This is a genomic window from Mycobacterium sp. NGS66 (assembly GCF_059812225.1).
The window spans coordinates 396,064-419,912 of the sequence record NZ_JCALCG010000002.1 but is presented as its reverse complement, the minus strand read 5'-3'; the positions used below and the strand labels follow the sequence as shown (position 1 = coordinate 419,912).

Below are 23,849 nucleotides of genomic sequence, written 5' to 3'. Positions count from 1 at the left end.
TAGGGCATTAAGCCTCGAACCGAGGCGAATCCACAACTTCGGCGGAGGCGAAGCTGCCCGGCGTCGCGATGGGCTGGCTGCCGGGCTAGGGGCTCAGCCGTCACACCGAGAAAACCCATCGCAACAGCGGCCGCGATGCCCCTACACAGGCCAATGTTGTGAGGTCGAAATGCCCACGGCGGCAACGCATGACAGCCCGCATCGGGACACACCCCCCGGGGCCGGATGCCTGACCGGCGGGTGTGCCCCGACGACACCGGCGCCTAAGCCAGATCTGTCGGTCCGCGAGCAGGAAGTGCTGATCGCATGGCTAAGGACCGACAGCAAGGTCGCGGTAGCGCAGGCGCTGTTCATTTCGCTGAGCACCGTGCGAACCCATATCCAGCGCATTCGCGAAAAGTACGAGGCGGTCGGCCGGCCGGCGTCGACCAAGGCCGCCTTGACCGCGCGGGCGATTCAGGATGGATTCATCATGGTCGGCGACCTATAGTGCCGGAGATACTGGCTCGCGAAATCCAGCTAGGCGCCGCCGTGCATCTGCCATATTGGCTGTATGCGTCCGCTGGAGGCCGCCCCCACTCCCGCCGCCCGAGGCCAATAGGGCGGTACGCGGTGCCGCCCCATCCGACTCAGTGGTTCAAATCCCAGTTTCTTCGTTCGCACACCCGCCGGGACGAGGACCTTGAGCACTGGTGGCAGCTGCCCGGCGACCCCACCCGCACCGCATCACCGTGGCTGCAACTCGTGGTTGACCTGGTGGCGCCGGCGACGTTCAGCGAATGGCATGAAAAGGTCGCCGAAGCGCGTGTCAAATCCTACGACCGGCTACGACCACCCCTCACGCGCGCGCTGCTGCTGTTGTTGATCGGCGCCAGCTTTGGGGCGCTCCGGGCCCCCTGGTGGTGCTGGCTGATGCTGGCTCCGGCGCTGCTGCAGGTGCTGCTCGAAATCTATTTGAACAGGTACGTTTTCGACTCGACGCCCGAGCCGCGCTGGTCGTGGGTGCGCCGGATGCGCGACATGGCCAACAAACATTTCCAGACCATGTTGCTCAACGCTACGGGCATCCTCGGCATCGCGGCATGTCCGTTGAACGTCCTTGCGGTCTGTCTGGTGCCGACTCATGGCGGCCGGGACTGGGTCAAGATCGCTGCGCTGGCAGCCGCCATCCTCTACGTCAACTCGGGCATGGCCAGTGCCCTGCTCGACCCGCCCAACTACACCGAGAGCAGTGTCATGCCCCCGGTCATGCACTGGATCCGACCATATGCCCCACCGCTGTCCCTGCTGATCGTGAGCGGCATGGTGGCCACCGGCAGCCTGCTGCATCTGTGGCCACCCCCGCTGACGCCGCTGGCCTATCTGTGTGCCACGCTCACGCTGCTGTTGGGCAGCACCTTGCGCAACCACGACCGCATGATCGCCGCGGCGGCGCTGGTGGCACGCGACGCCGTCCAGGCGGGCAGGTCCGAGCTGGGTGGTGTGGTGCACGACGACCTCGGGCCTGCGAAGGCCGCCGCCGAAGCGGCCAGCCGCGCCGAATGCGTTGCCTACCAAGACGCCGTCGAGCTGCAAACACTGGCGGCCTACCTCACGCATTTCAGCACCCGGGTGGGGATTTACGCATCACAGCGGATGGAACTGAGCTACCTGGTCGAGAAACTCATCGGCCCCTACGGCATCTCCCGGCGGGAGGTCAGCTACGACATCCGTTGGGACGCCGAGCATATGAGGAAACAAGATCACAAGGTGGCCATCCGCATGACGACCGCGTTGGTTCACAACGTGGGCCAAAACCTCCGACGGCCGGAATTTCGTGACGTGCCCAAAGCGCTTGTGCTGGAAGGCTACACGACCGGCGAGGGGCGCGCCCTGCGTTACCATCTTGCCGTCCGTGATCATCTGCCGGTGATCAGCGATGAGGACTGGTGTGCGCAGGGCAGCACGCTGGCAGCGTTGCGTTCGTGGCTGCGTGAGGATTTCAACGGAGAACTCACTCAAGAAGACCTCGGCGACGGAACCAAAAGAATCATCGCCTCCTGGGCCGACCGACCGCCGATCACCGATTACGACGACACCGCGGCAGAAGGGCGGCGGTCATGAAAACGTATCTGATCGCCGAGGATGATCCCACCAAGAAACACGGCTACATGAAGTTCGGCAAACACTACGGGGTGCAGTTCATCCCGGTCGCCAGCCCACGCGCCGCCGTCACCGTGTTGCAGAAGCCCGACGAGTACCCGCCCATCGACGGCGTCATCGCGGACTTCGAGCTGGGCGGACAACGCCGCGATAATTGGGCGCACGTGCGCATCGACGTGCCCGGGCCCGACGGCCACCTGTACCCGATCTCCACCGGTCTGGGCGTACTGGACTGGGCGCATAGTCTGGATCCCACCATGCCACTGTGGGCGCTGACGAACTTGACGGCCACGCACGCGCCGCTGTTCATAAGCGCCGCCAGCCTGTGGCTGGATGCCAAACCCCTCAGCATCGAACGGCTCTCCCAGCCGCACACGCCGTTGGGCGACGAGATGTTCGCCGAACTTCAAGACCCGGCGCAATACAAAACCCTTAACCCGCAATGGAAATGGGTCGACGAATCCCGGGCGGCATTTTACGAACTGCTGCAAACGCCCTACAGCGGCCATGAGGCCTTCGACTGGCTCAACGCACTCACCCATCTGCGGGCCCGCGGTGGGTTCATTCCCGCACTGACCAACCAAATCCGGCAGGTGACGCTGAACCCCAACCTCAACGCATTCGCGAACACCCTGGCACCCTGTATGGCCAAATGGCAACTGCGACTGGCCGAAATCTACCAAGACTTCAGTGTCGATCGCGAACAACACCGGTGGCCAGTCATCGATGAAGACGCCTTGCCGCACAGCATCAGCGTGTGGGACGAGTTCAACCCGATCACCGACTTCCTCGGAGCCAACGCTCAATGCCGTGAGTTCTTCGAAGCCGCCGATGTGCGGTTGGCGTTGACCAAGTGGCGTGCTCGTGGCGAGGCTACGCGTTGACGCCCAGTACTGCTACCGCAAACGACCGTGAAAATCGAGTATAAGGATTGTGATGCAACCTCTTTGGGAGGAAGACCACGGTAGTTGCTCGACCATCGACGGTTTACGCGCGGTCACCGTCGGAGCTGACGCCGTGCACCGCCAGGTGCTGCTATTCATGGGTCTGGGCGCTTGTATCGAGCAGTTCGAACTGCAACGGCTCAGGTTGCTGGCCGCTGCCTGGAATGCCCAACTCACTGCCGTCGACGTTCCGGGCTATGGCTATGGCAAGGCGCGGCTGACCAAGACGGAACGCCGCGCATTGCGCCGAGGCGACTTCAGCGCGGTCGCACGCAGACTGGTGCACATCGCCCAACAGCACAACCCGACATTGCGGCAGGACCCGATGGCCGTCGTCGGCTATTCCATTGGGTGCAGCTTCGCCTGCGCGGCCGCGGCCGATCCCGGACTCCTGCGAATTACAGACATGGTGCTGGTGGAACCGGTGGCCATTCGACGGTGGAGCCTGCCCCGCCTCATCCGAGCAGTCCGCTCCGAAAACACCATCATCAACGACTATCTCGAGAACAACCGCGGTTTTCCGGGCGCGGTGCTGCCGCCCGACCGACGCGACGCCGAACTACCCGACCGTTCCCGCCGGGACCTGGCGCGTCTGGGCTTCGCACTCAGCCGGGGGCACCTTGTCTCGGACCTGTTGCGCGCGAACCTCATCCAGCAGTTCCCCGTCGAGATCGTGCATGGCGTCGAAAGCAAGCTTTCCCGGGTTGCCGATGTGACACACCTGCTGAATGTCTGCCGGCGCGCTCACATGGAGGTGCGCGACCTGCCTGTCCCAGGGCGTCACGCACTGTGGCATTCACTGCCCGATGTCAAGGCGTTGGCCGCGGCGACGCTCCGACAATGACAGTCCGAAAAATGACAACGGTGCCGCCCTGACGCGTGGTGTGCGACCGCGGCATTAGTCTGGCCGTGTGCCGACCTCCGGTCCGGACCCGACCACGCCGCTGTGGCGCGCAGCGCAGGTTTTCCGGCTGCTGAGTTGCCTTTACGCGCTGGGCTTCCAGCTTGCGATCAACTCCGACCTGCGCCACCCACTGACGGGTTGGCTGCTGTTCTGGGTGCTGATCGGCTGGAGTGCGGCGTGCGCGGTCGCCTACCTGCGCGGTTTTGGTCGCCGCCCGACCTGGGTGATCTCCGAGATCATCGTCGTGGTCCTGCTCATGGGATCCAACCGAATCGTCGCCTCTCCGCAGTGGGCGGCCGACAACCAAACCTGGCCAACCACGTTGTGGGCAAGCAACCCCACGATCTCGGCGGCCCTGCAGTTCGGTCCGGCCGGCGGAATGCTGACCGGCCTGATAGTGATGGCCACCAATTTCGCGGTGAAGAACTACCTCACTCTCAACCTTGGACACAATGCGACGATCATCATCGAGCTGACGATCGGGTTGGCGATAGGTATGGCCGCCCGCACGGCGCGCCGCGCCCACGATGAATTGCAGCGAGCCGCCCAGCTCTCCGCCGCGGTGGAGGAGCGGGAACGGCTGTCGCGGCAAGTCCACGACGGCGTCATCCAGGTGCTGGCCTTGGTCGCCAAACGAGGTCACGAGATCGGCGGTGCCACATCCGAATTGGCGGACTTGGCCGGCGAACAGGAACGCGCGCTGCGACGCTGGATAACCTCGGCCGGCATCGAGCAGGATGGCGACAGTCAAACCGTCGACCTACGCACCCTGCTGCGCCGTAGGGAGGGTGACCGGGTGTCGATCGTCTTGCCGGGAACCCCGGTGCCGCTTGCGCGGCAGGTGGCCGCCGAACTGGATGCCGCCGTGGGAAACGCCCTCGACAACGTGCGGCTGCACGCCGGGCCGGAAGCCCACGCTTTCGTCCTGCTGGAAGACCTGGGCGATTCGGTCACCGTGAGCATTCGCGACGACGGCGTCGGCATTGGGGCCGGACGGTTGGAGGAAGCGGCGGGCCAGGGACGCCTCGGCATCTCGAAATCTATTGTGGGACGGATGGTATCGCTGGGCGGCAACGCAGAATTACGTACTGCGGCAGGCGAGGGCACCGAGTGGGAGCTGCGGCTGCCGCGTTCGAATTCGAGAAGGGCGGGCCATGGCTGAAGACGCCGTACCGACGGTGATGGTCGTCGACGACCATCCGATCTGGCGCGACGCGGTGGCGCGCGACCTTGCCGAGGAGGGGTTCACTGTGGTGGCCACCGCCGACGGGGTCACCGCGGCGAAACGTCGTGCGGCAGTGGTCAAACCCGACGTTGTGCTGATGGACATGCAGCTTGCCGATGGCACCGGCGTGCAGGCGACGACGGAGGTGCTGGGGGTCTCGCCCTCGTCGCGGGTGCTGGTGCTGTCGGCCTCGGACGAACGCGACGACGTCCTGGACGCCGTGAAGGCAGGCGCCAGTGGGTATCTGGTCAAAAGCGCTTCGAGGTCTGAGCTCAGCGACGCGGTGCGGGCCACCGCGGCCGGCCGGGCCGTGTTCACCCCTAGCCTGGCGGGGCTGGTGCTGGGCGAATACCGGCGCATCGCGCAGAACCCGGACCCGGGGCCGACGCGCCCGAGCCTCACCGATCGCGAGACCGAGGTGTTGCGTTACGTGGCAAAAGGGTTGTCTGCCAAGCAGATAGCCCAGAAGCTCTCGTTGAGCCACCGAACGGTGGAGAACCATGTGCAGGCGACATTTCGCAAGTTGCAAGTCGCCAATCGGGTGGAGCTTACCCGCTACGCAATCGAGCACGGCCTCGACGAGTAATTGTGGCGAGCAGACGCAAAATCCCCTATTTCGGCACGAAATCGGGGGACTTTGCGTCTGCTCGCGGCCTTAACCGTCACGGAGGGCGGTGAGGGCGCGGCGCTCGGCCACGTGCCTGGCCTGCGAGAGTGCCGTGTCCTCCGCCGCCGGATCGGGGACGAACAAGCCTGAGCCGGGCCGTCCGCCGGCGCCCAGCTTGTTCATGCGCTTGGGCACCGGTGCGCCTTGGTATTCCAGCGGTAGCGGGTGGCCGTGCTCGTCGACCGGGCCCAGCGGCTGGTGCAACTCGATGTAGGCGCCGTGCGGCAGCCGCTTGATGATGCCGGTCTCCACGCCGTGCTCGAGCACCGCGCGGTCGCTGCGCTGCAAGCCGATGCACCACCGGTAGGTGATGAAGTAGACGAACGGCGGCAAAATCACCATGCCGATGCGCCCGATCCAGGTCGTCGCGTTCAGCGAGATATGGAACTTCAACGCGATGATGTCGTTCATCGCCGCCAGCGTGAGCACCATGTAGAAGCTGATCGCCATGGCGCCCACCGCGGTGCGCACCGGCACATCACGCGGGCGCTGCAGCAGATTGTGGTGCGCATAGTCACCGGTGAACCGCTTCTCCAAGAACGGATAAACGATCAACAGAACGAAAACCAGGCCCATGATCAATGCGACGGCGACCGTCGCCGGCACCGTGTGGTGGCCGATGTAGAGCTCCCAGGCCGGCCACAGCCGCTGTAGGCCGTCCGGCCACATCATGTAGAAGTCCGGCTGGGAACCGGCCGAGACCTGAGATGGCTGGTAGGGGCCCAGGTTCCAGATCGGGTTGATCTGCAGCAGGCCGCCCATCAGGCCCAGCACGCCGACGATGGTGGCGAAGAAGGCGCCGGATTTGACCGCGAACACCGGCATCACCCGCGCGCCGACGACGTTGTGCTCGGTGCGTCCCGGGCCGGGGAACTGGGTGTGCTTCTGGAACCAAACCAACGCCACATGTAGCCCGATCAACGCCAGAATGATCGCGGGCAGCAACAGCACGTGCAATGCGTAGAGCCGGGGTATCAGCGTGGTGCCCGGAAAGTCGCCGCCGAACAACGCCCAATGCAGCCATGTCCCAATCACGGGCAGGCCCAGTGTGATCGACGACAACGCCGCGCGCAGCCCGATCCCGGAGAGCAGGTCGTCGGGCAGCGAGTAGCCGAAGTAGCCCTCGAACATGGACAAGATCAACAGCAGTGAGCCGATCACCCAGTTCATCTCGCGGGGCCGCCGGAACGCGCCGGTGAAGAAAACCCGGGCCAGATGCGCCATGATCGCCGCAGCGAACATCAACGCCGCCCAGTGGTGGATCTGACGCACGAACAGCCCGCCGCGGACCTCGAAGGAGATGTTCAACGCCGACTCGTAGGCGCGCGACATCTCCACCCCGCGCAGCGGGCCGTACACGCCGTGATAGGTGACCTCGGTCATCGACGGGTCGAAGAACAGCGTCAAATACACGCCGGTGATCAGCAGCACGATGAAGCTGTACAGCGCGATCTCGCCCAACAGGAACGACCAGTGCGTGGGGAACACCTTGTTCAGCTGTCTGCGCAGCGCAGCCGACGGGTGGTATCGGGTGTCCAGGCCATCCACGTTGAGGCTCACGGCGATCATCCCCTCAAGACCGAATCCGCTCCGGTGCGGGCACGGCTTTCTACTATTCTCTGTAGTACCACAGCGTGTAGTAATACGCCACCTTCTTCCGCGGGAAGCCGCTCGTATGTCGAGGCATCACTTTGGTTGGCCGGGGCCTACTGACGCCAATTGACTTTGCGCTCAGGTAGGAGTTTTGCGAGTAAGCCGCACCGCAACCGCAGACTCAACGCCTACAGCGTTGAACTAGGGCGCTTCGAGGATGGCAACTGCGGCCGCGGTGTCGCCTTCATGCGTCAGCGACACGTGGATAGTGACGTCGGCCAGATGCTTGGCGATCGCCCCGGTCAACCGCACCCGCGGCCGGCCCCACATGTCGGTGACCACTTCGATGTCGCGGTGGATGTCCTCCGGTAACACCGGCCGTTGCGCGAACCGCGACCCGGACCAGGCCTTGATCACCGCCTCCTTCGCGGCCCACCGGGCCGCCAAATGACGCGCCGCCGAGGAACTCTTGTCGGAGGCGTCGCGGCGCTCACCGGGAGTAAACGTCGCCGAGAACACCGTTCCCGGCTGGTCGACCTGCTCGGCGAAATCGGGAATGGAGACGAGGTCGATCCCCACTCCGACAATGCCCATGGGTCGCCAGGTTAGTGGATGCCCCGCCCTATCCCGCAGGGACCTGGTACGCGTCGTCATCGCCCAGCCGGGCAGCCGGGTTCAGCAGCATCGTCGCCTCCTGACGCTTTTCCGGCGCGCCGTGGTCGAAGCGACGATCCGGTGGCCGCTGATACATCGGCTCGCCGCCGGCGATGGCCGACGCCAGCCGCCGCTGGCCGGCCAACAGCCGGGCCTCCGCACGGCGCTGGTAGTCCGCGCGCTGGTCCGCACTCAGCGAGGCGATGAAGGCTTGCGGATGAACCAGCGCGACCAAACCAGACACGTGGCCGAACCCGAGGCTGGTCAGCATTCCGGCCTTGAGCGGGAACTTCTCGCCGAGCCGCAGCGTGTCACGCACCCACACAAAGTGTTTGGCGCCGGCCAGCTCGTCGTCGACGCAGTCCAGGCTGCGGTTGGGCGGAATCACGCCGTCCCGCAACATCTGGCACAGGCCCATCGTCTGGAAGACGGCCGCACCACCCTTGGCATGCCCGGTCAGGCTCTTCTGCGACACCACGAACAGTGGCGCCCCCGCGGATCGGCCCATCGAGTCGGCCAGCCGCTCATGCAGCTCGGTCTCGTTGGGGTCGTTGGCCAGCGTCGACGTGTCGTGCTTGGAGATCACCGCGATGTCGTCGGGGCCGACGCCCAGCTTGGCCAGCGAGCGGGCCAGGGGCGAGTCCTTGCCGCCGCGGCCGGCTCCCAGCGCTCCCAACCCGGGCGCCGGGATCGACGTGTGCACCCCGTCGCCGAACGACTGGGCAAACGCCACCACCGCCAGCACCGGCAACCCCATCTTCAGCGCCAGGTCGCCGCGCGCCAACAGGATGGTCCCGCCACCCTGGGCCTCGACGAAGCCCAGCCGCCGCCGGTCGTTCGGTCGAGAGAACTTCGAGTCGGTGATGCCGCGGCCGCGCATCATGCCGGTGTCGGCGGTGGCCGCCATGTCACCGAAGCCGATGATGCCTTCCAACGTCAGGTCGTCGATGCCGCCGGTCACTACCATCTCGGCCTTGCCGAGCCGGATCTTGTCGACGCCCTCCTCGATGGACACCGCGGCCGTCGCGCAGGCGGCAACCGGGTGGATCATCGCGCCGTAGCTGCCGATGTAGGACTGAACCACATGCGCGGCAACGATATTCGGCAACACTTCCTGGAAGATGTCGTTGGGCTTGTTACGGCCCAGCAGGTTGCCGTGGTACATCGTCTGCATCGAGGTACCGCCGCCCATGCCGGTGCCCATGGTGTTGGCCACCAGACTTGGGTGCACATAACGCATCACCTCGGCGGGGGTGAACCCAGCGGTCAGGAACGCGTCGACGGTCGCAATGATGTTCCATACCGCGAGCCGGTCGATGGAACTCGCCATGTCCGGGCTGATTCCCCACACCGTGGGGTCGAACCCGGTCGGCACCTGGGCGCCGACCAGCCGCGACAGCTTGTTCTTGCGCGGCACGCGAATCTCGGTGCCGGCCTTGCGGATAACCTGCCAGTCGCCGGAGTCGGGAAGCGGGCGGATGACCGTGTGCTCCGGGTCGAACTCGGCGAAGGCGCGGGCGTCGGCCTCCGACGAGACGACAAAGCTGAAGTCTTTGTCCAGGAACACCGAAACCAGCAGCGGCGAGCCCTCGTTGGGGTTGATGGAGCCGTCATCGACAAACTCGCGAATTCCCACTCTTTCGACGACGGCGTCGTGATAACGCTCGACCAGTTCAGCCTCGTCGACGAGGTCGCCGGATTGGGTGTCATACCAACCCGGTTGGGGGTCGTCCTCCCACCGGATCAGCCCGGTGGTCCAGGCCAGCTCCAGCACGCCGGCCGCGGAGAGCTCGTTGTCGACCTCCATCTCGAACCGGGTGCGCGACGAACCATACGGGCCGATTTCGGCGCCACCCACAATCACCACCAGGTCCGCGGGGTCGACATCGAGGTCGTCCCACTGCGGAGGCGGTGCAGGCGTGTATCCCCGCGGGGGCGACGGCAGCGCCGCGATGGTGCCCTCGGCCGGCGCGTTCTCGGCGGCCGCCTCCGACGACATTTCCTCGCGCGCCTTGGCGGCCAGCTCGGCCATGTCGATGTCGGCTTCGGCGAGCCCGCCGGTCAGGTCGGCCTTGATCGGCGAATTAGCCGCTGCGACTTTGGATTCCACGTCGCACAACGCGAGCAGCATGGCAGCCATCTCGTCGGTGGAGTACGTGGTGACACCGGCCTCTTCGACGGCCGAGACGATCGTGTCGTTCTGGCCCATCAGCCCGGTGCCGCGGGTCCAGCCGATCAGCGCGTGCGCCAGACTCACCCGTGCCGCCCAGGAGGATTCAGCGTGCCAGCGGCTCACCACGGCATCCAGCGCCGACTTGGCTTCGCCGTAAGCGCCGTCACCGCCGAACATTCCACGGTTGGGCGAGCCGGGCAGCACCACGTGCAACCGGGATGCGATGTCACGCTCGGCGCCGATCTTCGACAGACCACCGATCAGTCGCTGCACCGCCCACAGCAGAACCTTCATCTCCATCTCGGCGCGCGAACCGGCCTCGGAGAGATCACCCACCACGCGCGGTGCCGCGAACGGGAACAGCAGCGTCGGAGTCTGCGCATCCTTGATGTGAATGGATTGCGGCCCAAGGCTTTCGGTCTGCTCGTTGCCCACCCAGTCCACCAGGGCGTCGATGTCGGAGTAGGACGCCATGTTGGCCGCCACCACCCACAGCGCCGCGCCGTAACGAGCGTGGTCGCGATACAGGTTGCGGTAGAACGACAACCGGTCGTCGTCGAGCTTGGAGGTGGTCGCGATGACGGTGGCACCGCCGTCGAGCAGTCGTGCGACCACTGACGCGGCGATCGAACCTTTCGACGCGCCGGTCACCACCGCGACTTCCTTGCTGTAGGGGCCGGGGTCCGGGTTTTCGGCACCGGCGGCGATCCGCCCGTACAGCGACGCGTGAATCTGACGGCCCGCGGCCAACGACTTGCCCTGCCACCAGGTGGCCTGGCTGGCGACCACGTGCCCGGCGCCCTCGAACCTTTCCGAGAGACTAGACCACTGGGCATCAATGTCACTCTCGTCGGTCAGCCACAGCTTCACCAGGTCTTCGCGCGCGCTGGCCCAGCGGTCGTCGAAAACGACAGCCTTCTTGCCGTCGAACACCGGCGCCACCAAACGCGGCCAGTCCGCGCCCAATTCGGCCGTGACGAGGTCGATGAGCTCGGCATCGGTTGCGGCCGGCGACACACTGACCGGGTCGTCCAGGCCCAGCTGGCCCAGCACGAGCCGAGCCGCCGAGGCCAGGACTCCGTCGCGGCCGGTGATCTGTTCGGTGAATTCCGACAATGCGGCGGCATCGACGGTCGCGCCGCCACCGCCCGCCGCCGACGGCAACGCCACCGCGATGCCGCGGCGCGCGGCGACCGAAGTCACTGCGGCGTCAATGACTTTGTCGACGGCGGCGGCGTCGGCCAGCGCGCCCTCGTGTAGGTGGCCAAGAGCACCACCGCGAACGCTGGCGCCTTCCCGGGTGCCCAGCGCGACCTCGACCGTGACGTGTTTGGCCCAGCCTTCGCCGAGCTCCCACGTCTTGCTGACCCGCTCGGCAATGGCGCCGGGCCGCTTGCCCGACGGTCCCAGAACCGTTCGCAGCTGGTCGTTGATCGCATCGGAAAGCACTGGCCCATACGGCTTGTAGGTCCGTGCCAGCTTCGTGACCTGCGACCGCAGCCCGGCCAGGTCGGACTCGGCGGCGCCATCGATGGCACCCAGGTTCAACTCGGAACCTAGATCCACCAATAGCTGGTTGCGCCGCGACGAGGCACCGTCGGTGATGGACTCGATGGAGTCCAGCTCCTCGATCTGGTCGATGCGCATCTTGGCGGACAGTGCAATCAGCGCCAGGGTCGCGTCGGCCGCATCGAACGAAATGTCTTCCGGTCTGGGGGCGCCCGACGCAGCTGCGGCGGGAGCCGGAGCGACGGCGGGGGCAGCCTCTGCCGCAACCGTTTCCGCGATCGGCTCCGGGCCACCCAACTCCTCCTCGAGTTCCGGTTCGGGGTCGGTGTCGGTGGCGAACAGCACGGCCGCGTCACGCTCGGCGTTGAGTACTTCCACTGTGCTGTGGGCGTATTCGGGAAGCTTGAGGGTGTTGGTGGCCAGTCCGGCGACCGTCGGCGCCGACTTCACGCCGATCTCGACGAACCGTTCAACCCCCAGGCCGCCGGCGGCCTCCTCGATGAACAGCAGGTCCTGCGTCTCGATCCAGCGCACGGGGCTGGCGAACTGCCACGCCAGCAGCTCGATCAAGACCGTCCGCGCCATCTCGCCTGGCCGCTCGCGGCGCCAGGTGTCGTAGTCGGCGAGGATTTCGTCGAGCGGTTCGGCGGGAACGAGATCGCGGATCTCCTGGATGAAGTCGCGGTCCAGGGTGAACGGCCGCGGCACCAGGTTGGGGATGTAGCGCCCGATGATCAGATCGGGATCCTTGTCACGCGGCATCACCCGGTCCAGCGAGCGGCGGAATTCGGCGACACCGACCCGCAACACCCGCGAGTGGAATGGCACGTCGATGCCCGGCACCAGGATGAATGATCGCTTGCCGCCGGTGATTTCGCGTCGCCGCTCGACCTCTTCCTCGAGCGCTTCCAGCCCGCGGACCGTCCCGGCGATGGCATACTGCGAACCGCGCAGGTTGAAGTTCACGATCTCGAGAAACTCTCCGGTGCGCTCGGCGATTTCGGCGACGAACGCGGTGACCTCGGCATCGGGCAGGTCGATCTGCGACGGCCGGATGGCGGCCAGCCGGTAGTTGGAGCGGCCCAGTTCGTCGCGCGGCACGATGTCGTGCATCTTCGAGCCGCGGTGAAACACGGTCTCCAGCAAGGCTTCCAGCTCGTAGATTCCCGTCACGCAGGCCAGTGCGGTGTACTCGCCGACGGAGTGACCACACGCGATGGCCCCTTCCACGAAGGCGCCCTGCTCGCGCATCTCGGCGACCTGTGCGGCTGCCACCGTCGCCATAGCGACCTGAGTGAACTGCGTCAGGTACAGCACGCCGTCGGGGTGGTGATAGTGCACACCGCTGGCGATGATGCTGGTCGGGTTGTCGCGCACCACGTGCAGCACCGAGAAGCCCAGGGTGTCGCGGGTGAACTTGTCCGCCTTGTCCCAGACCTTGCGGGCCGCCTTGGACCGGGCCCGGACCTCCATGCCCATGCCCTTGTGCTGAATGCCCTGACCGGGGAACGCGTAGACCGTCTTGGGCGCGGCAAGCCGGGCGGTCGCCGACATCACCAGGTCCGACCCGATCTTCGCGGTAACCTCCAAAACCTCGGCGCCCTGGTCGATTCCGACCCGCTCGACCCGGAAATCCACCTCGTCGCCGGGGCGGACCATGCCCAGGAATCGCGCCGTCCAGCCGATCAGCCGCGCCGGCGGGCGGGCCTGACCGTCGGTGGCGGTCACGGCGTGCTGCGCGGCCGCCGACAACCACATGCCGTGCACGATCGGTGATTCCAGGCCGGCCAGCAGTGCGGCGGCGCGGTCGGTGTGAATCGGGTTGTGGTCACCGGAGACAACGGCGAACGGCCGCATGTCGGCGGGTGCGGTAATCCGGACGTCGCGACGACGACGGCGCGGGGTGTCGGTCGCGTTCTCCGACACCGCGCCACCGGCGCGGACCGGGTCGGCCAGTTCCGCCGAGCCGGTGCGGCCCAGGATCGCGAATCGCTCCTCCAGGGTTGCGATCACCGTGCCGTCACTGTCGGTGATCGTCACCGAGACCGGCACGACGCGGCCCATCTCGGTGTCGATCGCCTGGGAAGCGGTTGCCGTGACGGTCAATTGAGCCGGAACGGTCGGCAACTGGCTGACGACGTGGGCGGCATGATCGAGGTGCACCAGGCTCAGCAGCCCCTCCACCACCGGAATGCCGGTGTCGGTGACGGCCGATCCAATGGCGGCGAAAACGGCTGGCCAGCAATGGCCGACGAGCGCGTCGGGCACGGTGGTGAGCCCGGGAGCGAGCGGCTCACCGAAGGTGGCGGTGACACCGGTGTGGTCGGCAACCCGCTCGGGGTCCCAGTCCACCGTGACGGTGGCGGTTCCGTCGTCGACCGGGGGCAGGAACTCCGGGCCATCCACGCCGGCGGCGATCGCGAGCACGGACCGCATGGCGGTGCTGGCGTCCTCGATGGACACCACCGGAACACCGCCGTCGACGGTGTTGGCCGGCAACCTCAACGGGATGTCGATCCAGGTACCCGATACCGGAACGCTGAGCACCACTTCGTCGGCGGAGTTCACCTGCAGCCTGGCACCGGTGGAAGAGTGTGTGGCCCTTGGGTTTCCGGGCTCGTCATGCACCTGCCACTCGTTCGGCTCGGCGATACGATGAGCGGGGTTGGTCGCGATCCGGCCGGCCCACAGCACATCGGGGGCATCGAGCACGACGGCCAGCGGCCCGGACACGTCGGGGCGACCCCGGCGACGCGACGTGACGTCTTGCGGTTGTCCGTCGGCGGCGAGCACCTCGTCGATGGCGGCCTGCTCGAAACGGTCCAGCAATTCACCAACGGGTTCGTCCATCCGGGTGATCCCGGCCACCGATGCGGTGCCGGGGATGATGCACACCTGGTCGGCGTCGTAGCGCGCGTCGTGTGCCTGCCACAGCGAGTCACTGCGCCACCACCGCCGCACGTCCTTGTCGATGACCGGCACGAAGTTCACCGGCTTGCCCAGCGTCTTGCACAACGTGACGAAGAACGGCACATCGGCCGGGTGCAGCTGCACGGTCTCGGCGTCGGGATAGTGCTGCAGCAGTGTGTCGATGGCCTGCTCGGGGTTCTCCAGCAGCGCCGGGTCGCCGAAGAGAGTTTCGATGGGGCCGAAATCCTTTGGGTGCAAGCGAGCTTCGGCCCGTTGCAGCATCTGCGCGAAGCGGTCGCGCCAGGTGTCGGCCAGCCACGGGCTGTCCGGGCCCAGCAGTCCAGCGGTGTCTGCGGTCGAATTGCCCTCGCCGATGGTCAATTCGACGTACCGCCGCAGCCACTGCAGGTAGGTCATCTCCGCGACGTCGCCGAAGTACGGCTTGGCCGTGTTTGCCATTGCGGCGATGATCTCGTCGCGCCGCTCTGCGACCTTTTCCGCGTCACCGGCGACTTCGTCGAGCAGCCGACCACAACGCGAAGCGGTGTTGTCGATCTCGTGGATGTCGGCGCCGAGCTGGCTACGGCTGGAAGCCATGCCGCCCTGGGCTTTTCCGGCACTGATCCATTGGTCGGTGCCTTGGGTCTCGACCAGCATCCGCTTGACCGACGGCGACGTGGTGGATTCCAGGGTGGCCATCGCGGCGGTGCCGACCAGGATGCCGTCGATGGGCATCAATGGGAAGCCGTGCGCCTGTGCCCAGCGCCCAGACAGATATTCGGCCGCCCGTTCCGGGGTGCCGATGCCGCCGCCGACGCAAACCGTGATGTTGGGCCGTGACCGCAATTCCGAGTAGGTGGCCAGCAGCAGATCGTCGAGGTCTTCCCAGGAATGGTGGCCACCGGCACGCCCGCCCTCGACATGCATGATCACCGGCTTGGTGGGCACCTCGGTGGCGATGCGGATGACCGAGCGGATCTGCTCGATGGTGCCGGGCTTGAACACGACGTGGCTGATTCCGACGTCGTTGAGCTCGTGAATCAGCTCGACGGCTTCCTCCAGGTCCGGGATACCGGCGCTAATCACCAGGCCGTCGATCGCGGCACCGGATTGGCGTGCCTTCTGCACCAGCCGCTTACCACCGACCTGCAGCTTCCACAGATAAGGATCGAGGAACAGTGCGTTGAACTGATAGGTGCGGCCGGGCTCGAGCAGTCCGGACATCTGTTTGATGCGGTTGGCGAAGACTTCTTCGGTGACCTGGCCGCCGCCGGCCAGCTCGGCCCAATGCCCGGCATTGGCCGCGGCCGCAACGATTTTGGCGTCGACGGTGGTCGGGGTCATGCCCGCCAGCAGGATCGGCGAACGGCCGGTCAACCGGGTGAACTTGGTCGAGAGCTTGACGCGGCCGTCGGGCAGGCGCACCACGGTCGGCGCGTAGCTGGACCAGGCTCGCGCCACCTCGGGCGTGGCCCCGACGGTAAAGAGGTTGCGCTGACCGCCCCGGGTTGCCGCGGGCACAATGCCGACACCGATGCCCCGGATCACCGGCGCGGTCAGCCGGGTCAGGATGTCGCCCGGACCGAGGTCGAGAATCCAGCGTGCGCCGGCGTCGTGCACGCGGGTGATCTCGTCCACCCAGTCGACCTTCTTCACCAGGATGGATTCGGCAAGCTCACGGGCGAAGCCGACGTCCAAGCCGACCTGTTCCGCCCAGCGACCGACGATGTCGATACCGTCGGCCAGCCGCGGGGTGTGGAATCCGACCTCTACCCGCACCGGGTCGAAGACGGGTGCGAAGACGTCGCCACCGCGGATTTTGTTCTTGCGCTCGGCCTCTTCTTTCTCCGAGATGTGCCGGCAGTAGAGCTCGAAGCGGGAGAGCTGCTCGGGGGTTCCGGTGATGACGACGGACCGCCGGCCGTTGCGGATGGACAACACCGGCGGCAGCACGGTGCGAACGTCTTGGGCGAACTCGTCGAGTAGCCGCTGGATGCGCGCCGGATCGGCGTTGGTGACCGAGACCATCGGCGGCCGGTCACCCAGAACGGAGATGCCGCGGCGACGCGCGACCAGCGTCCCGGCGGCGCCGAGGAGCTGGGCCAGGGCTAGCAGCTCGACATCGCGGGCTCCCCCGGCTTTGAGCGCCTCGACTGCCAGCACGCCCTGCGAATGCCCTGCTAGAGCAACCGGCGGGGTGGCAATGAGATCCATGCCCTGACGGGCCAGCGCGCGGATGGCAGCAATCTGGGTGAGCAGCACGCCAGGCAACGACACCGCGGCCGATGTCAGGTGCTTGTCGGACGGGACCGATTCCTCTGCCGCCAGCGCGCGAACCCACTGCAGCGGCTCGAAGCCGACGGGACGCACCACGACCAATTCTTTGGCGACCGGCTCGAGCAGCAGATCCGCCTCACCGACCAGCGTGGCCAACTCGGATTCGATTCCGGCCGACGACACCAGCTCTTCGAGGGTTTCCAGCCAAGCGCTGCCCTGGCCGCCGAACGCGACGGCATAGGGCTCGCCGGCGGCTAGGCGGTCGACCAGAGCATGCGTGCTATGCGGGCCGGTCCCGTCGCGGTCAGCGGAAACCTGCTCGTGCTCGTGAATCGTCACGCCTACATCTCCCCTGTCGCGTCTAAACGTTTTCTTGAAGTTTTCTTGACGTCTGTCTTGCGGCCCGGTCAGCGCGGGCGGGCCGGCGTCGTCGATTCCGCGTTGAATCGGCGCCAAAATCGACTGACCGTTCGTATCGTCAGCGGGCCTGCCAATTGGCCGGCCCATGGCACGGCAGACGGCTTCGGCTCACATAAGGGTGTCATAAGAATTTGGGGGTGGAGACCATGGTGATCGGTTACTGGTGAGTTCTACGCGCGGGTAACCGTGTCGTGGGTAACAGCCGCTTCGACGGCGGGCGCGGGCGGTGCCGATAAACCTCCTGCATGTAGGTGGTTACGGTCGAGTAGCAACAACGGCGCTGATCAAAGCAGTATTGTTATGTAATCGTTATGTAAAAAATTTCGGCTTTCAGCGGTAGTTCGCACCGGGCCGCCAGCGCACGCGTGCGCCGTCCGACGACTCCGGCGCTCCGAATTGAGCGAACGAGTGTTTGCTGGAGCGGCGATTGCTTCGGCCTGTCGATTCCCGCGGGCGGTTGGCCGACCGTCGCAGTCGCCGGCGCCGGTTTGGATCTGCCTAACCCCACTGCCCGAATTGCGGCTTGAGGATTTCGTTGATGTCAACGCCGACACCGCCGACGGACCGCTTGTCGATCTCGACTTGGTGCAGGTGCGCAGCGGGGTGGGCGTAACCCTTGGGCGAGCCCCAGTTGTGCTGCCAGAAATACGAGCCCACGCCGTCATGCAAAGCCCAGTCGATGGTTTTCGAGTTCGCGTATACACCCGTGCGCTGGTGGCCGATGACCGACTCCCACGCCTTTAGATAGGGCAGCACTTGTCGTTTGTACTGGTCATACGACGGGTCGTCGTCGATCGAGGCATAGATCGGAGCGCTGGCGGGCCCTCCGGCGGCGGCGTGCAGCTGCATTCCGCGCTGGGCGTGCTGGGTGCCAGCGGCGGCCCCGCCCAGCCAATCGGCCGTGGCGCCCTTGCCGTACTGGTAGCACGAGACGATCTTCAGTCCACTACTGCTCAGGTCGCGCGCCTCGGCGACCTGGATCGGCTTGCCGAGCATCCAGTTGCCACCGGGCCGCCGGTCCGACACATAGCGGATCGCCCCGACCGCGCCGGCGGCCCTGATCTGCTGGGCGGGGATGACGCCGGCCGCGTAGTCCAGCAGTGTCCCGAGTGACGCCGCCGAAGCCCGTGCCGCGCACGTGGACGCCCCCGCGAACCCGAGGGCCAGCAGACCCGGCGTTGCGGCCGCGAGTTTGAGGACGTCACGCCGCGGCAGTGGCACATGCCACAGGGTACGACAGATACATCAGGTGACACACTGGTCGCATCAGTCACATGTGTGTCACAGTGCCGCAACGCGCGCGCGTGAACCGGCTGTGCACCACGCCCAATGCGCCTAGCGCGGCGTACGGACCGGTCACCGCGACAAGGCTGAGCAGCGCACGGATCCGGCTATCGCCGCGATCGAGTTTCCGCAACTCCATCACCGCGTTGAGGTTGTCCAAGGTGTCGACTACCAGACCGATGCGTTGCCAGCGCCGACGATGAGCCTCATCGCTCGCCAGATAGCCGAGGCCCAGGCCCAGGGCGCGGGCTCCGAAGATCCGGATCAGATATCTCGTTTCCGTAGAGAGCGTGTCGTCTGGCAAACCGTTCATCCGCGTCTGGGACCTCGGCGACATGAATGCGGCCGCGCCCAGCATGATCCGGCCGATCGCCGCCGCGGTGAACGAGCGCCGCAAGACGGTGGGCTGTGCTGGTGGTGTTGTGCTCATGAACGCAGTCTTGGCCGTCGAGGTAGCTGTGTCGATTACCTGCGAGGTAGTGGTCGCAGTTGCCACGCGGCGATAAGTTGGGACGGTGTCGGCGGGTATCGGGGTGCGCGAATGGCGCACTCGCCGGCGGATGAGCCAGATGGAGCTGGCGCACCAGATTGGTGTTTCGCCTCGCCATCTCAGCTTCGTGGAAACGGGGCGGTCCAACGCCAGCCGGTCGTTACTGCTCCGCATCGGCGAGTCGCTCGATCTCCCGTTGAACGCGCGTAATCGGCTCCTGCTCGCCGGCGGCTACGCTCCCGCCTACGGAGAGCACCCGCTCGATGCCGAGCAGATGCAGCCGGTGAAGGCAGCCATCGATTCAGTGCTGGCCGGCCATTCGCCCTACCCGGCCGTCGTCACCGATTCATGCTGGAATCTCATTGCCGCAAACGCGGGCTGCGTTGTGCTGGTAGAAGGGCTGGACCAAGCGGCGGCCGCGGAGCTGCTTCGACCACCGCTCAATGTGATGAGGTTGTGCCTACATCCGCAGGGACTCTCACAGCGGTTGCTCAATCGTGCCGAGGTGCACTCCAGCATCCTGCGTCGGGTGCGTCGGACCGCCAACGTCACGGCATCGCCCGAGGTCCAACGTTTGTATCAAGAGCTCGCCGGTTATCCGGCGCCTCGCCCGGCCGAGTCGACACTCGCCGCGGCCGCCGAGCTGTATGTGCCGTTCCGGATGACCACGGTCGACGGTGTCGAACTGCACTTCGTCAACACCATCGCGACGTTCGGCAGCCCACTCGATGTCGGCGTAGAAAGCCTGGCCATAGAGTCGTTCTTTCCCGCCGACACCGCCACCGCGGACTACCTGCACCGCCTCGACGACACCCGCCTGAGCGCCCTGGCCGATCGACAACCACAGCTGCTCGGCTACATCAATACGCGGCAACGCGACTGAGGGCGGTGAGCAAAAGCCCCCGAAGTCAACGAGTTTGGGGGCATCTGCGTCTGCTCGGCCGACCATTCTTGGCTGCGTTCGGCTAACACTATAAAGTTAATAAAGTTAGGGCGGGCGCTGCTGAAACGACTGCAATAGGGACTTCCGATGGATCACGACCAACTCATCGACCTGACCCGACGCGCCCTGAAGCTGGCGCGCGACAAGACGACCGACCTGGCGCCGACGCAACACTCGGTCGACGCGCGGGAGTACACCTCACTCGAGCGGCACGACCGCGACCGGGCCATGCTGCTGGCCAGTCCGCAACTGGTCGGCTATGTCTCGGAGCTGCCGGGGCCGGGCAGTTATTGCACCAAGACGGTGATGGGCCGGTCGATCTTGCTGACCAGGACGTCAGAGGGATCGGTCAAGGCATTCGACAACGTCTGCCTGCACCGCCAGTCGCAGGTGGTCACCGGGTGCGGCACCGCGAAGCGGTTCAGCTGCCCGTACCACGCGTGGACCTACGACAACAACGGGCGATTGGTCGGGCTGCCGGGCCGCGAGGGCTTCCCCGACGTGAGGCTGAAGTCCGACGGGCTGACCGAGCTGCCAGCCGCAGAGTTCGCCGGATTTCTTTGGGTGGGATTGGATCCCGGCACGACGCTGGATATCGCCACACACCTGGGTCCGTTGGCTGACGAGCTGGACTCGTGGGGAATCGGACGGTGGTCTCCGCTGGGCGAGAAGGTGCTGGACTGCCCCATCAACTGGAAACTTGCCGTCGACACCTTCGCGGAGAACTATCATTTCGCCACCGTGCACCGGCAGACGTTTGCCACCATCGCTCGCAGCAACTGCACGGTCTTCGACTCGTACGGGCCGCATCACCGGTTGATCTTCCCGCTCAATGGCATCCTCGAACTGGACAATGTGCCTGAAGATCAGTGGGATCCGTTCCGGAACATGGTCGTGATCTACGCGCTGTTCCCCAACATCGTGCTGTCGGTGACGATCGCCAACGGCGAGCTGTTTCGCGTCTACCCCGCCGACCGGCCCGGTCGGTCGATCACCGTCCACCAGAACTCCACACCGCTTGACCTGTCCGACGAATCCGTGGCCGCCGGCGCCGCGGCCGTCTTCGAATACGCGCACTCCACCGTGCGCGACGAGGATTACCGGCTGGTCGAATCGCTGCAAGCCAACCTCGAGTCGGGTGCCCGGGACCGACTTGTGTTCGGGCGCAACGAGCCTGGTCTGCAGCATCGTCACATCACCTGGGAGCAGGCGATTGCCCAGACGGCCGTCGGCTGACCGCGGCCGAGACGTTGAAATCACACCGGTCCCTCGGGCACCAAAAGCGAAGTCATGTCGCGATCTGAAATGCGATATCGCCGGTGACATCACGTTACGGATTCACCGGGTGGAGCCCCGACGGGGGCTGAAGTGGCTGATGTGACAGCGTACGGTCCACGCCGCTGAACTAGACACCGTCGCCGGGACTGGCCGCAATCTCGTCGGTGGAAGGTTCCGACAGCGCGGTTTTGAGATCCTCCAGAATCGTTGCCAGCGCGCCGTTTTGGAGATGCTGCGTGGTCAACAGCGCAGCAGCCTCGTGACGCCGCCCGGCCGCCACCAACGGCACCAGCTGATCCACCAGCGCCTGTAGCCCCGGGGCGGGCGGATCGACATTCATCACGGTCGTTGCCAGCACCTCGACCAACTCCCAGTCTCGGTACAGCGCCAGCGAGCGCTCGTTGAAGGCGAAGCCGCTCACCGGCTCCCCCCACATGGTCCCGCGATATCGGTAGGGCCCTTCCATGTATTCGATCGGAAGAGCGTGTGCGGGCGCGGCCACCAGCGGTTCCCCCACGATGTCCAATTCGAGTGTGGGACAAATGATCCGATGACGATCCGGCAGGTACCGGGCTTGGGCCGGCGGACGTAGCAGGGTCCGCACGGAATTGGGCCACTTCACATAGCTGGTCACCACGACGTCGACGTCTTCGGCGCACTGCGGCGCCACCGTGGGATCGGGCGAACTCGTCGTCACGCCGGTAAACGGTTGCAGCGCATTGCCATTCATCCGGTCGAACTGCCGCCAGATGCTCAAGTCGACACCGTTGTCGAAGTTGATCGTTCGCCATTCGTGCGACCTGGCTCGCGGCACTCCACCCGCATACTTCGGAAACCATTGCCGGTCGACGTGACCGGCGCTGCCGGACACCTCCTCGCTCAGCTCGCCCCAGCTCAGCGTTCCGGTCATGGCCATCCCGGTCTGGAAGTACGAGTATGTGTCGGACTGCCCGAAACACATGATCTTTCCGTTGTACGTCGATGCACCAACGGGTGTGGGCGCGCGGGTCGGTGTCACGGCCAGCTCCAGCCGCATCGGCTTCCCGGTCTGGTCTGCACCCGTCAGGCTGATTTGGTAGGTGTAGGGCACCAATTCGTCATCGTCGGTTCGGCGGGTGATCCACGACGCGATGCCTGCGCCACTTCGGTATTCGAGGTCGAGGTAACCAGTGGCCATGGACAGCTTGGACACGGCTCCCGGTTTCATGTTGGCCGGCGGCATGTCGTAATCCGTATACGTCCCATACTCGCCGGTGTCCAGGTCGAACAGGGCCAGCGTGTAGAAATCCGCGATCACGGCCCCGCCGGGCCGGTTCTTGTTGAAGATGGTCAGGAACGCAAACGACCGGCCCGTCGTAGCCGCATCGAGTTGGCCTGCGATGAACCAGGTATCGGACTCGTGGTCGGGGTGTTCGCCTTCGGCGGCGGGAAAGTCCAACAGGGCGTCCCCGGGAACCAGCCGAAACGGGTAGCTACGCCAATCGTCATTCATGTCGGCCGCTGGGGTAGCTGAAGAGTGAGCTCCACCGGACAGCACAGTGCGCCATGCTGATTGGTCACGGTGATCTGGATGTCCACGAGTCGGCGCGGCGGCTCCACCGAGCTGTCGAGCCGCTTGGCCACCGCCCGGCCGCGGCCGATCATGGTATCCCCGGCGTAGACCGAAACGGCCAAGCGCATAGAGCGGCGAACCACGCGACTGCCCGGCCCGGCCCAATCGGTCGCGATGCGGTCGGCGAATCCGGCGAGATGCATGGTGTTGACATAGATCGTCGGGTTTCCCTGGCTACGGGCATACACCGGATCGAAATGGCCTGGGAAATAATCCCACGTCGCTCCGGCGTTCTCCACCACCCGCTGGTAACTGATCTCCTCGATCACCTCTGGCAATTCGACGGGAACCTCGACCACATTCCAGTCCAGGTCGACGCCCGTCACGAGGTTGCTTCCGGGGTGAAGCGGAACAAGGTGTTTCGGCACTTGGCCACCACGACGCCGTCCTGGCGGCGGTAGGTCTCCAGCGTCTCGACGAAATGACCGACCCCCAGCCGGGTTCGCTTTTCCGGCGATACCGACACCAACTCCTCGACGACGGTAAGTACGTCGCCCTCTAGGATGGGATCCAAGAATTCGACGTCGTTGGCCGCGTTGATGAACGTCGTACCGGGCAAGGGCACTCGCAGCACCAGGGAGGCCGCCGGTGGCCGGCCTTCCGGCTCCCAGGGCGGAGGTATCAGCCATCCCATCAACAACGCCGGCGGCGCCAGCAAGCCGCCCCATTTTTGCCGCGCGTATTCGGTATCCCAGTAGGACCGATTGCCGTCGCGGACCATCGCGGCGAACAGCTGAATCCGCGCGCCGCTGACCGCCGTTCGGGCGGTGCGCGGTTCGCTCGCCGCGCCGACCATTCGCAGCGCGTCGTCATACGTGCCGAAG

16 protein-coding genes are annotated in these 23,849 nt (G+C 65.7%); 8 read left to right on the top strand and 8 right to left on the bottom strand.

Annotated elements, in window-relative coordinates; all coding sequences use genetic code 11:
• Positions 1–169 precede the first annotated feature (169 nt).
• The 6 genes from AC5Y2L_RS06430 to AC5Y2L_RS06405 all read left to right on the top strand — a co-directional run bounded on the left by AC5Y2L_RS06430 (position 170) and on the right by AC5Y2L_RS06405 (position 5,801).
• Positions 170–490 carry a helix-turn-helix transcriptional regulator gene (locus tag AC5Y2L_RS06430; protein ID WP_499933951.1) on the top strand — a complete coding sequence of 107 codons (321 nt, stop codon included), beginning with the start codon at positions 170–172 and terminating at the stop codon, positions 488–490.
• 122 nt (positions 491–612) lie between these two features.
• Positions 613–2,103, top strand: coding sequence for a hypothetical protein (locus AC5Y2L_RS06425; protein WP_499933949.1), 1,491 nt, complete (start codon positions 613–615; stop codon positions 2,101–2,103).
• Positions 2,100–3,026, top strand: coding sequence for a hypothetical protein (locus AC5Y2L_RS06420; RefSeq protein ID WP_499933948.1), 927 nt, complete (start codon positions 2,100–2,102; stop codon positions 3,024–3,026). The genes AC5Y2L_RS06425 and AC5Y2L_RS06420 overlap by 4 nt, the downstream gene beginning before the upstream one ends.
• A 52-nt stretch (positions 3,027–3,078) precedes the next feature.
• Complete coding sequence (locus AC5Y2L_RS06415) at positions 3,079–3,930, top strand: alpha/beta fold hydrolase (protein ID WP_499933947.1); 852 nt, start codon at positions 3,079–3,081, stop codon at positions 3,928–3,930.
• A gap of 67 nt (positions 3,931–3,997) precedes the next feature.
• Positions 3,998–5,152: a MacS family sensor histidine kinase gene (gene macS / locus AC5Y2L_RS06410; protein WP_499933945.1), complete on the top strand. Its 1,155-nt coding sequence runs from the start codon at positions 3,998–4,000 to the stop codon at positions 5,150–5,152.
• Positions 5,145–5,801 (top strand): response regulator, encoded by a 657-nt coding sequence (locus tag AC5Y2L_RS06405; RefSeq protein ID WP_499933944.1) that lies wholly within the window; start codon positions 5,145–5,147, stop codon positions 5,799–5,801. The genes macS and AC5Y2L_RS06405 overlap by 8 nt, the downstream gene beginning before the upstream one ends.
• Positions 5,802–5,870: 69 nt before the next feature.
• Here the strand turns inward: AC5Y2L_RS06405 and qcrB are convergent, their stop codons facing one another.
• From qcrB to AC5Y2L_RS06380, 5 genes are all read right to left on the bottom strand, one after another.
• Positions 5,871–7,442, bottom strand: coding sequence for a cytochrome bc1 complex cytochrome b subunit (gene qcrB, locus AC5Y2L_RS06400; protein WP_499933942.1), 1,572 nt, complete (start codon positions 7,440–7,442; stop codon positions 5,871–5,873).
• Between the two features lie 234 nt (positions 7,443–7,676).
• Positions 7,677–8,069 (bottom strand): holo-ACP synthase AcpS, encoded by a 393-nt coding sequence (acpS, locus tag AC5Y2L_RS06395; RefSeq protein WP_499933940.1) that lies wholly within the window; start codon positions 8,067–8,069, stop codon positions 7,677–7,679.
• Positions 8,070–8,097: 28 nt separating this feature from the next.
• The gene (locus AC5Y2L_RS06390; protein ID WP_499933938.1) at positions 8,098–17,337 is read right to left on the bottom strand and encodes a fatty acid synthase subunit beta domain-containing protein; all 9,240 of its coding nucleotides are present in this window, start codon (positions 17,335–17,337) and stop codon (positions 8,098–8,100) included.
• Positions 17,338–17,916: 579 nt separating this feature from the next.
• The gene (locus AC5Y2L_RS06385) at positions 17,917–18,639 is read right to left on the bottom strand and encodes a DUF1906 domain-containing protein (protein ID WP_499933937.1); all 723 of its coding nucleotides are present in this window, start codon (positions 18,637–18,639) and stop codon (positions 17,917–17,919) included.
• Positions 18,640–18,688: 49 nt separating this feature from the next.
• The gene (locus tag AC5Y2L_RS06380; protein WP_499933936.1) at positions 18,689–19,132 is read right to left on the bottom strand and encodes a hypothetical protein; all 444 of its coding nucleotides are present in this window, start codon (positions 19,130–19,132) and stop codon (positions 18,689–18,691) included.
• Between the two features lie 85 nt (positions 19,133–19,217).
• Here AC5Y2L_RS06380 and AC5Y2L_RS06375 point away from each other — a divergent pair, with 85 nt between their 5' ends.
• Positions 19,218–20,075 (top strand): MmyB family transcriptional regulator, encoded by an 858-nt coding sequence (locus AC5Y2L_RS06375; protein ID WP_499933934.1) that lies wholly within the window; start codon positions 19,218–19,220, stop codon positions 20,073–20,075.
• A 147-nt stretch (positions 20,076–20,222) separates the two neighbouring features.
• Positions 20,223–21,371 (top strand): aromatic ring-hydroxylating oxygenase subunit alpha, encoded by a 1,149-nt coding sequence (locus tag AC5Y2L_RS06370; RefSeq protein WP_499933933.1) that lies wholly within the window; start codon positions 20,223–20,225, stop codon positions 21,369–21,371.
• A 169-nt stretch (positions 21,372–21,540) separates the two neighbouring features.
• Here AC5Y2L_RS06370 and AC5Y2L_RS06365 read toward each other — a convergent pair whose 3' ends face one another.
• From AC5Y2L_RS06365 to AC5Y2L_RS06355, 3 genes are read right to left on the bottom strand one after another with little or no spacing between them, the layout of a single operon-like run.
• Positions 21,541–22,905: a lipocalin-like domain-containing protein gene (locus AC5Y2L_RS06365; RefSeq protein WP_499933931.1), complete on the bottom strand. Its 1,365-nt coding sequence runs from the start codon at positions 22,903–22,905 to the stop codon at positions 21,541–21,543.
• Positions 22,902–23,351, bottom strand: coding sequence for a MaoC family dehydratase (locus AC5Y2L_RS06360; protein ID WP_499933930.1), 450 nt, complete (start codon positions 23,349–23,351; stop codon positions 22,902–22,904). Before AC5Y2L_RS06360 ends, AC5Y2L_RS06365 begins: the two co-directional genes overlap by 4 nt.
• Positions 23,348–23,821, bottom strand: coding sequence for an FAS1-like dehydratase domain-containing protein (locus tag AC5Y2L_RS06355; protein ID WP_499934275.1), 474 nt, complete (start codon positions 23,819–23,821; stop codon positions 23,348–23,350). Before AC5Y2L_RS06355 ends, AC5Y2L_RS06360 begins: the two co-directional genes overlap by 4 nt.
• Positions 23,822–23,849: the final 28 nt, after the last annotated feature.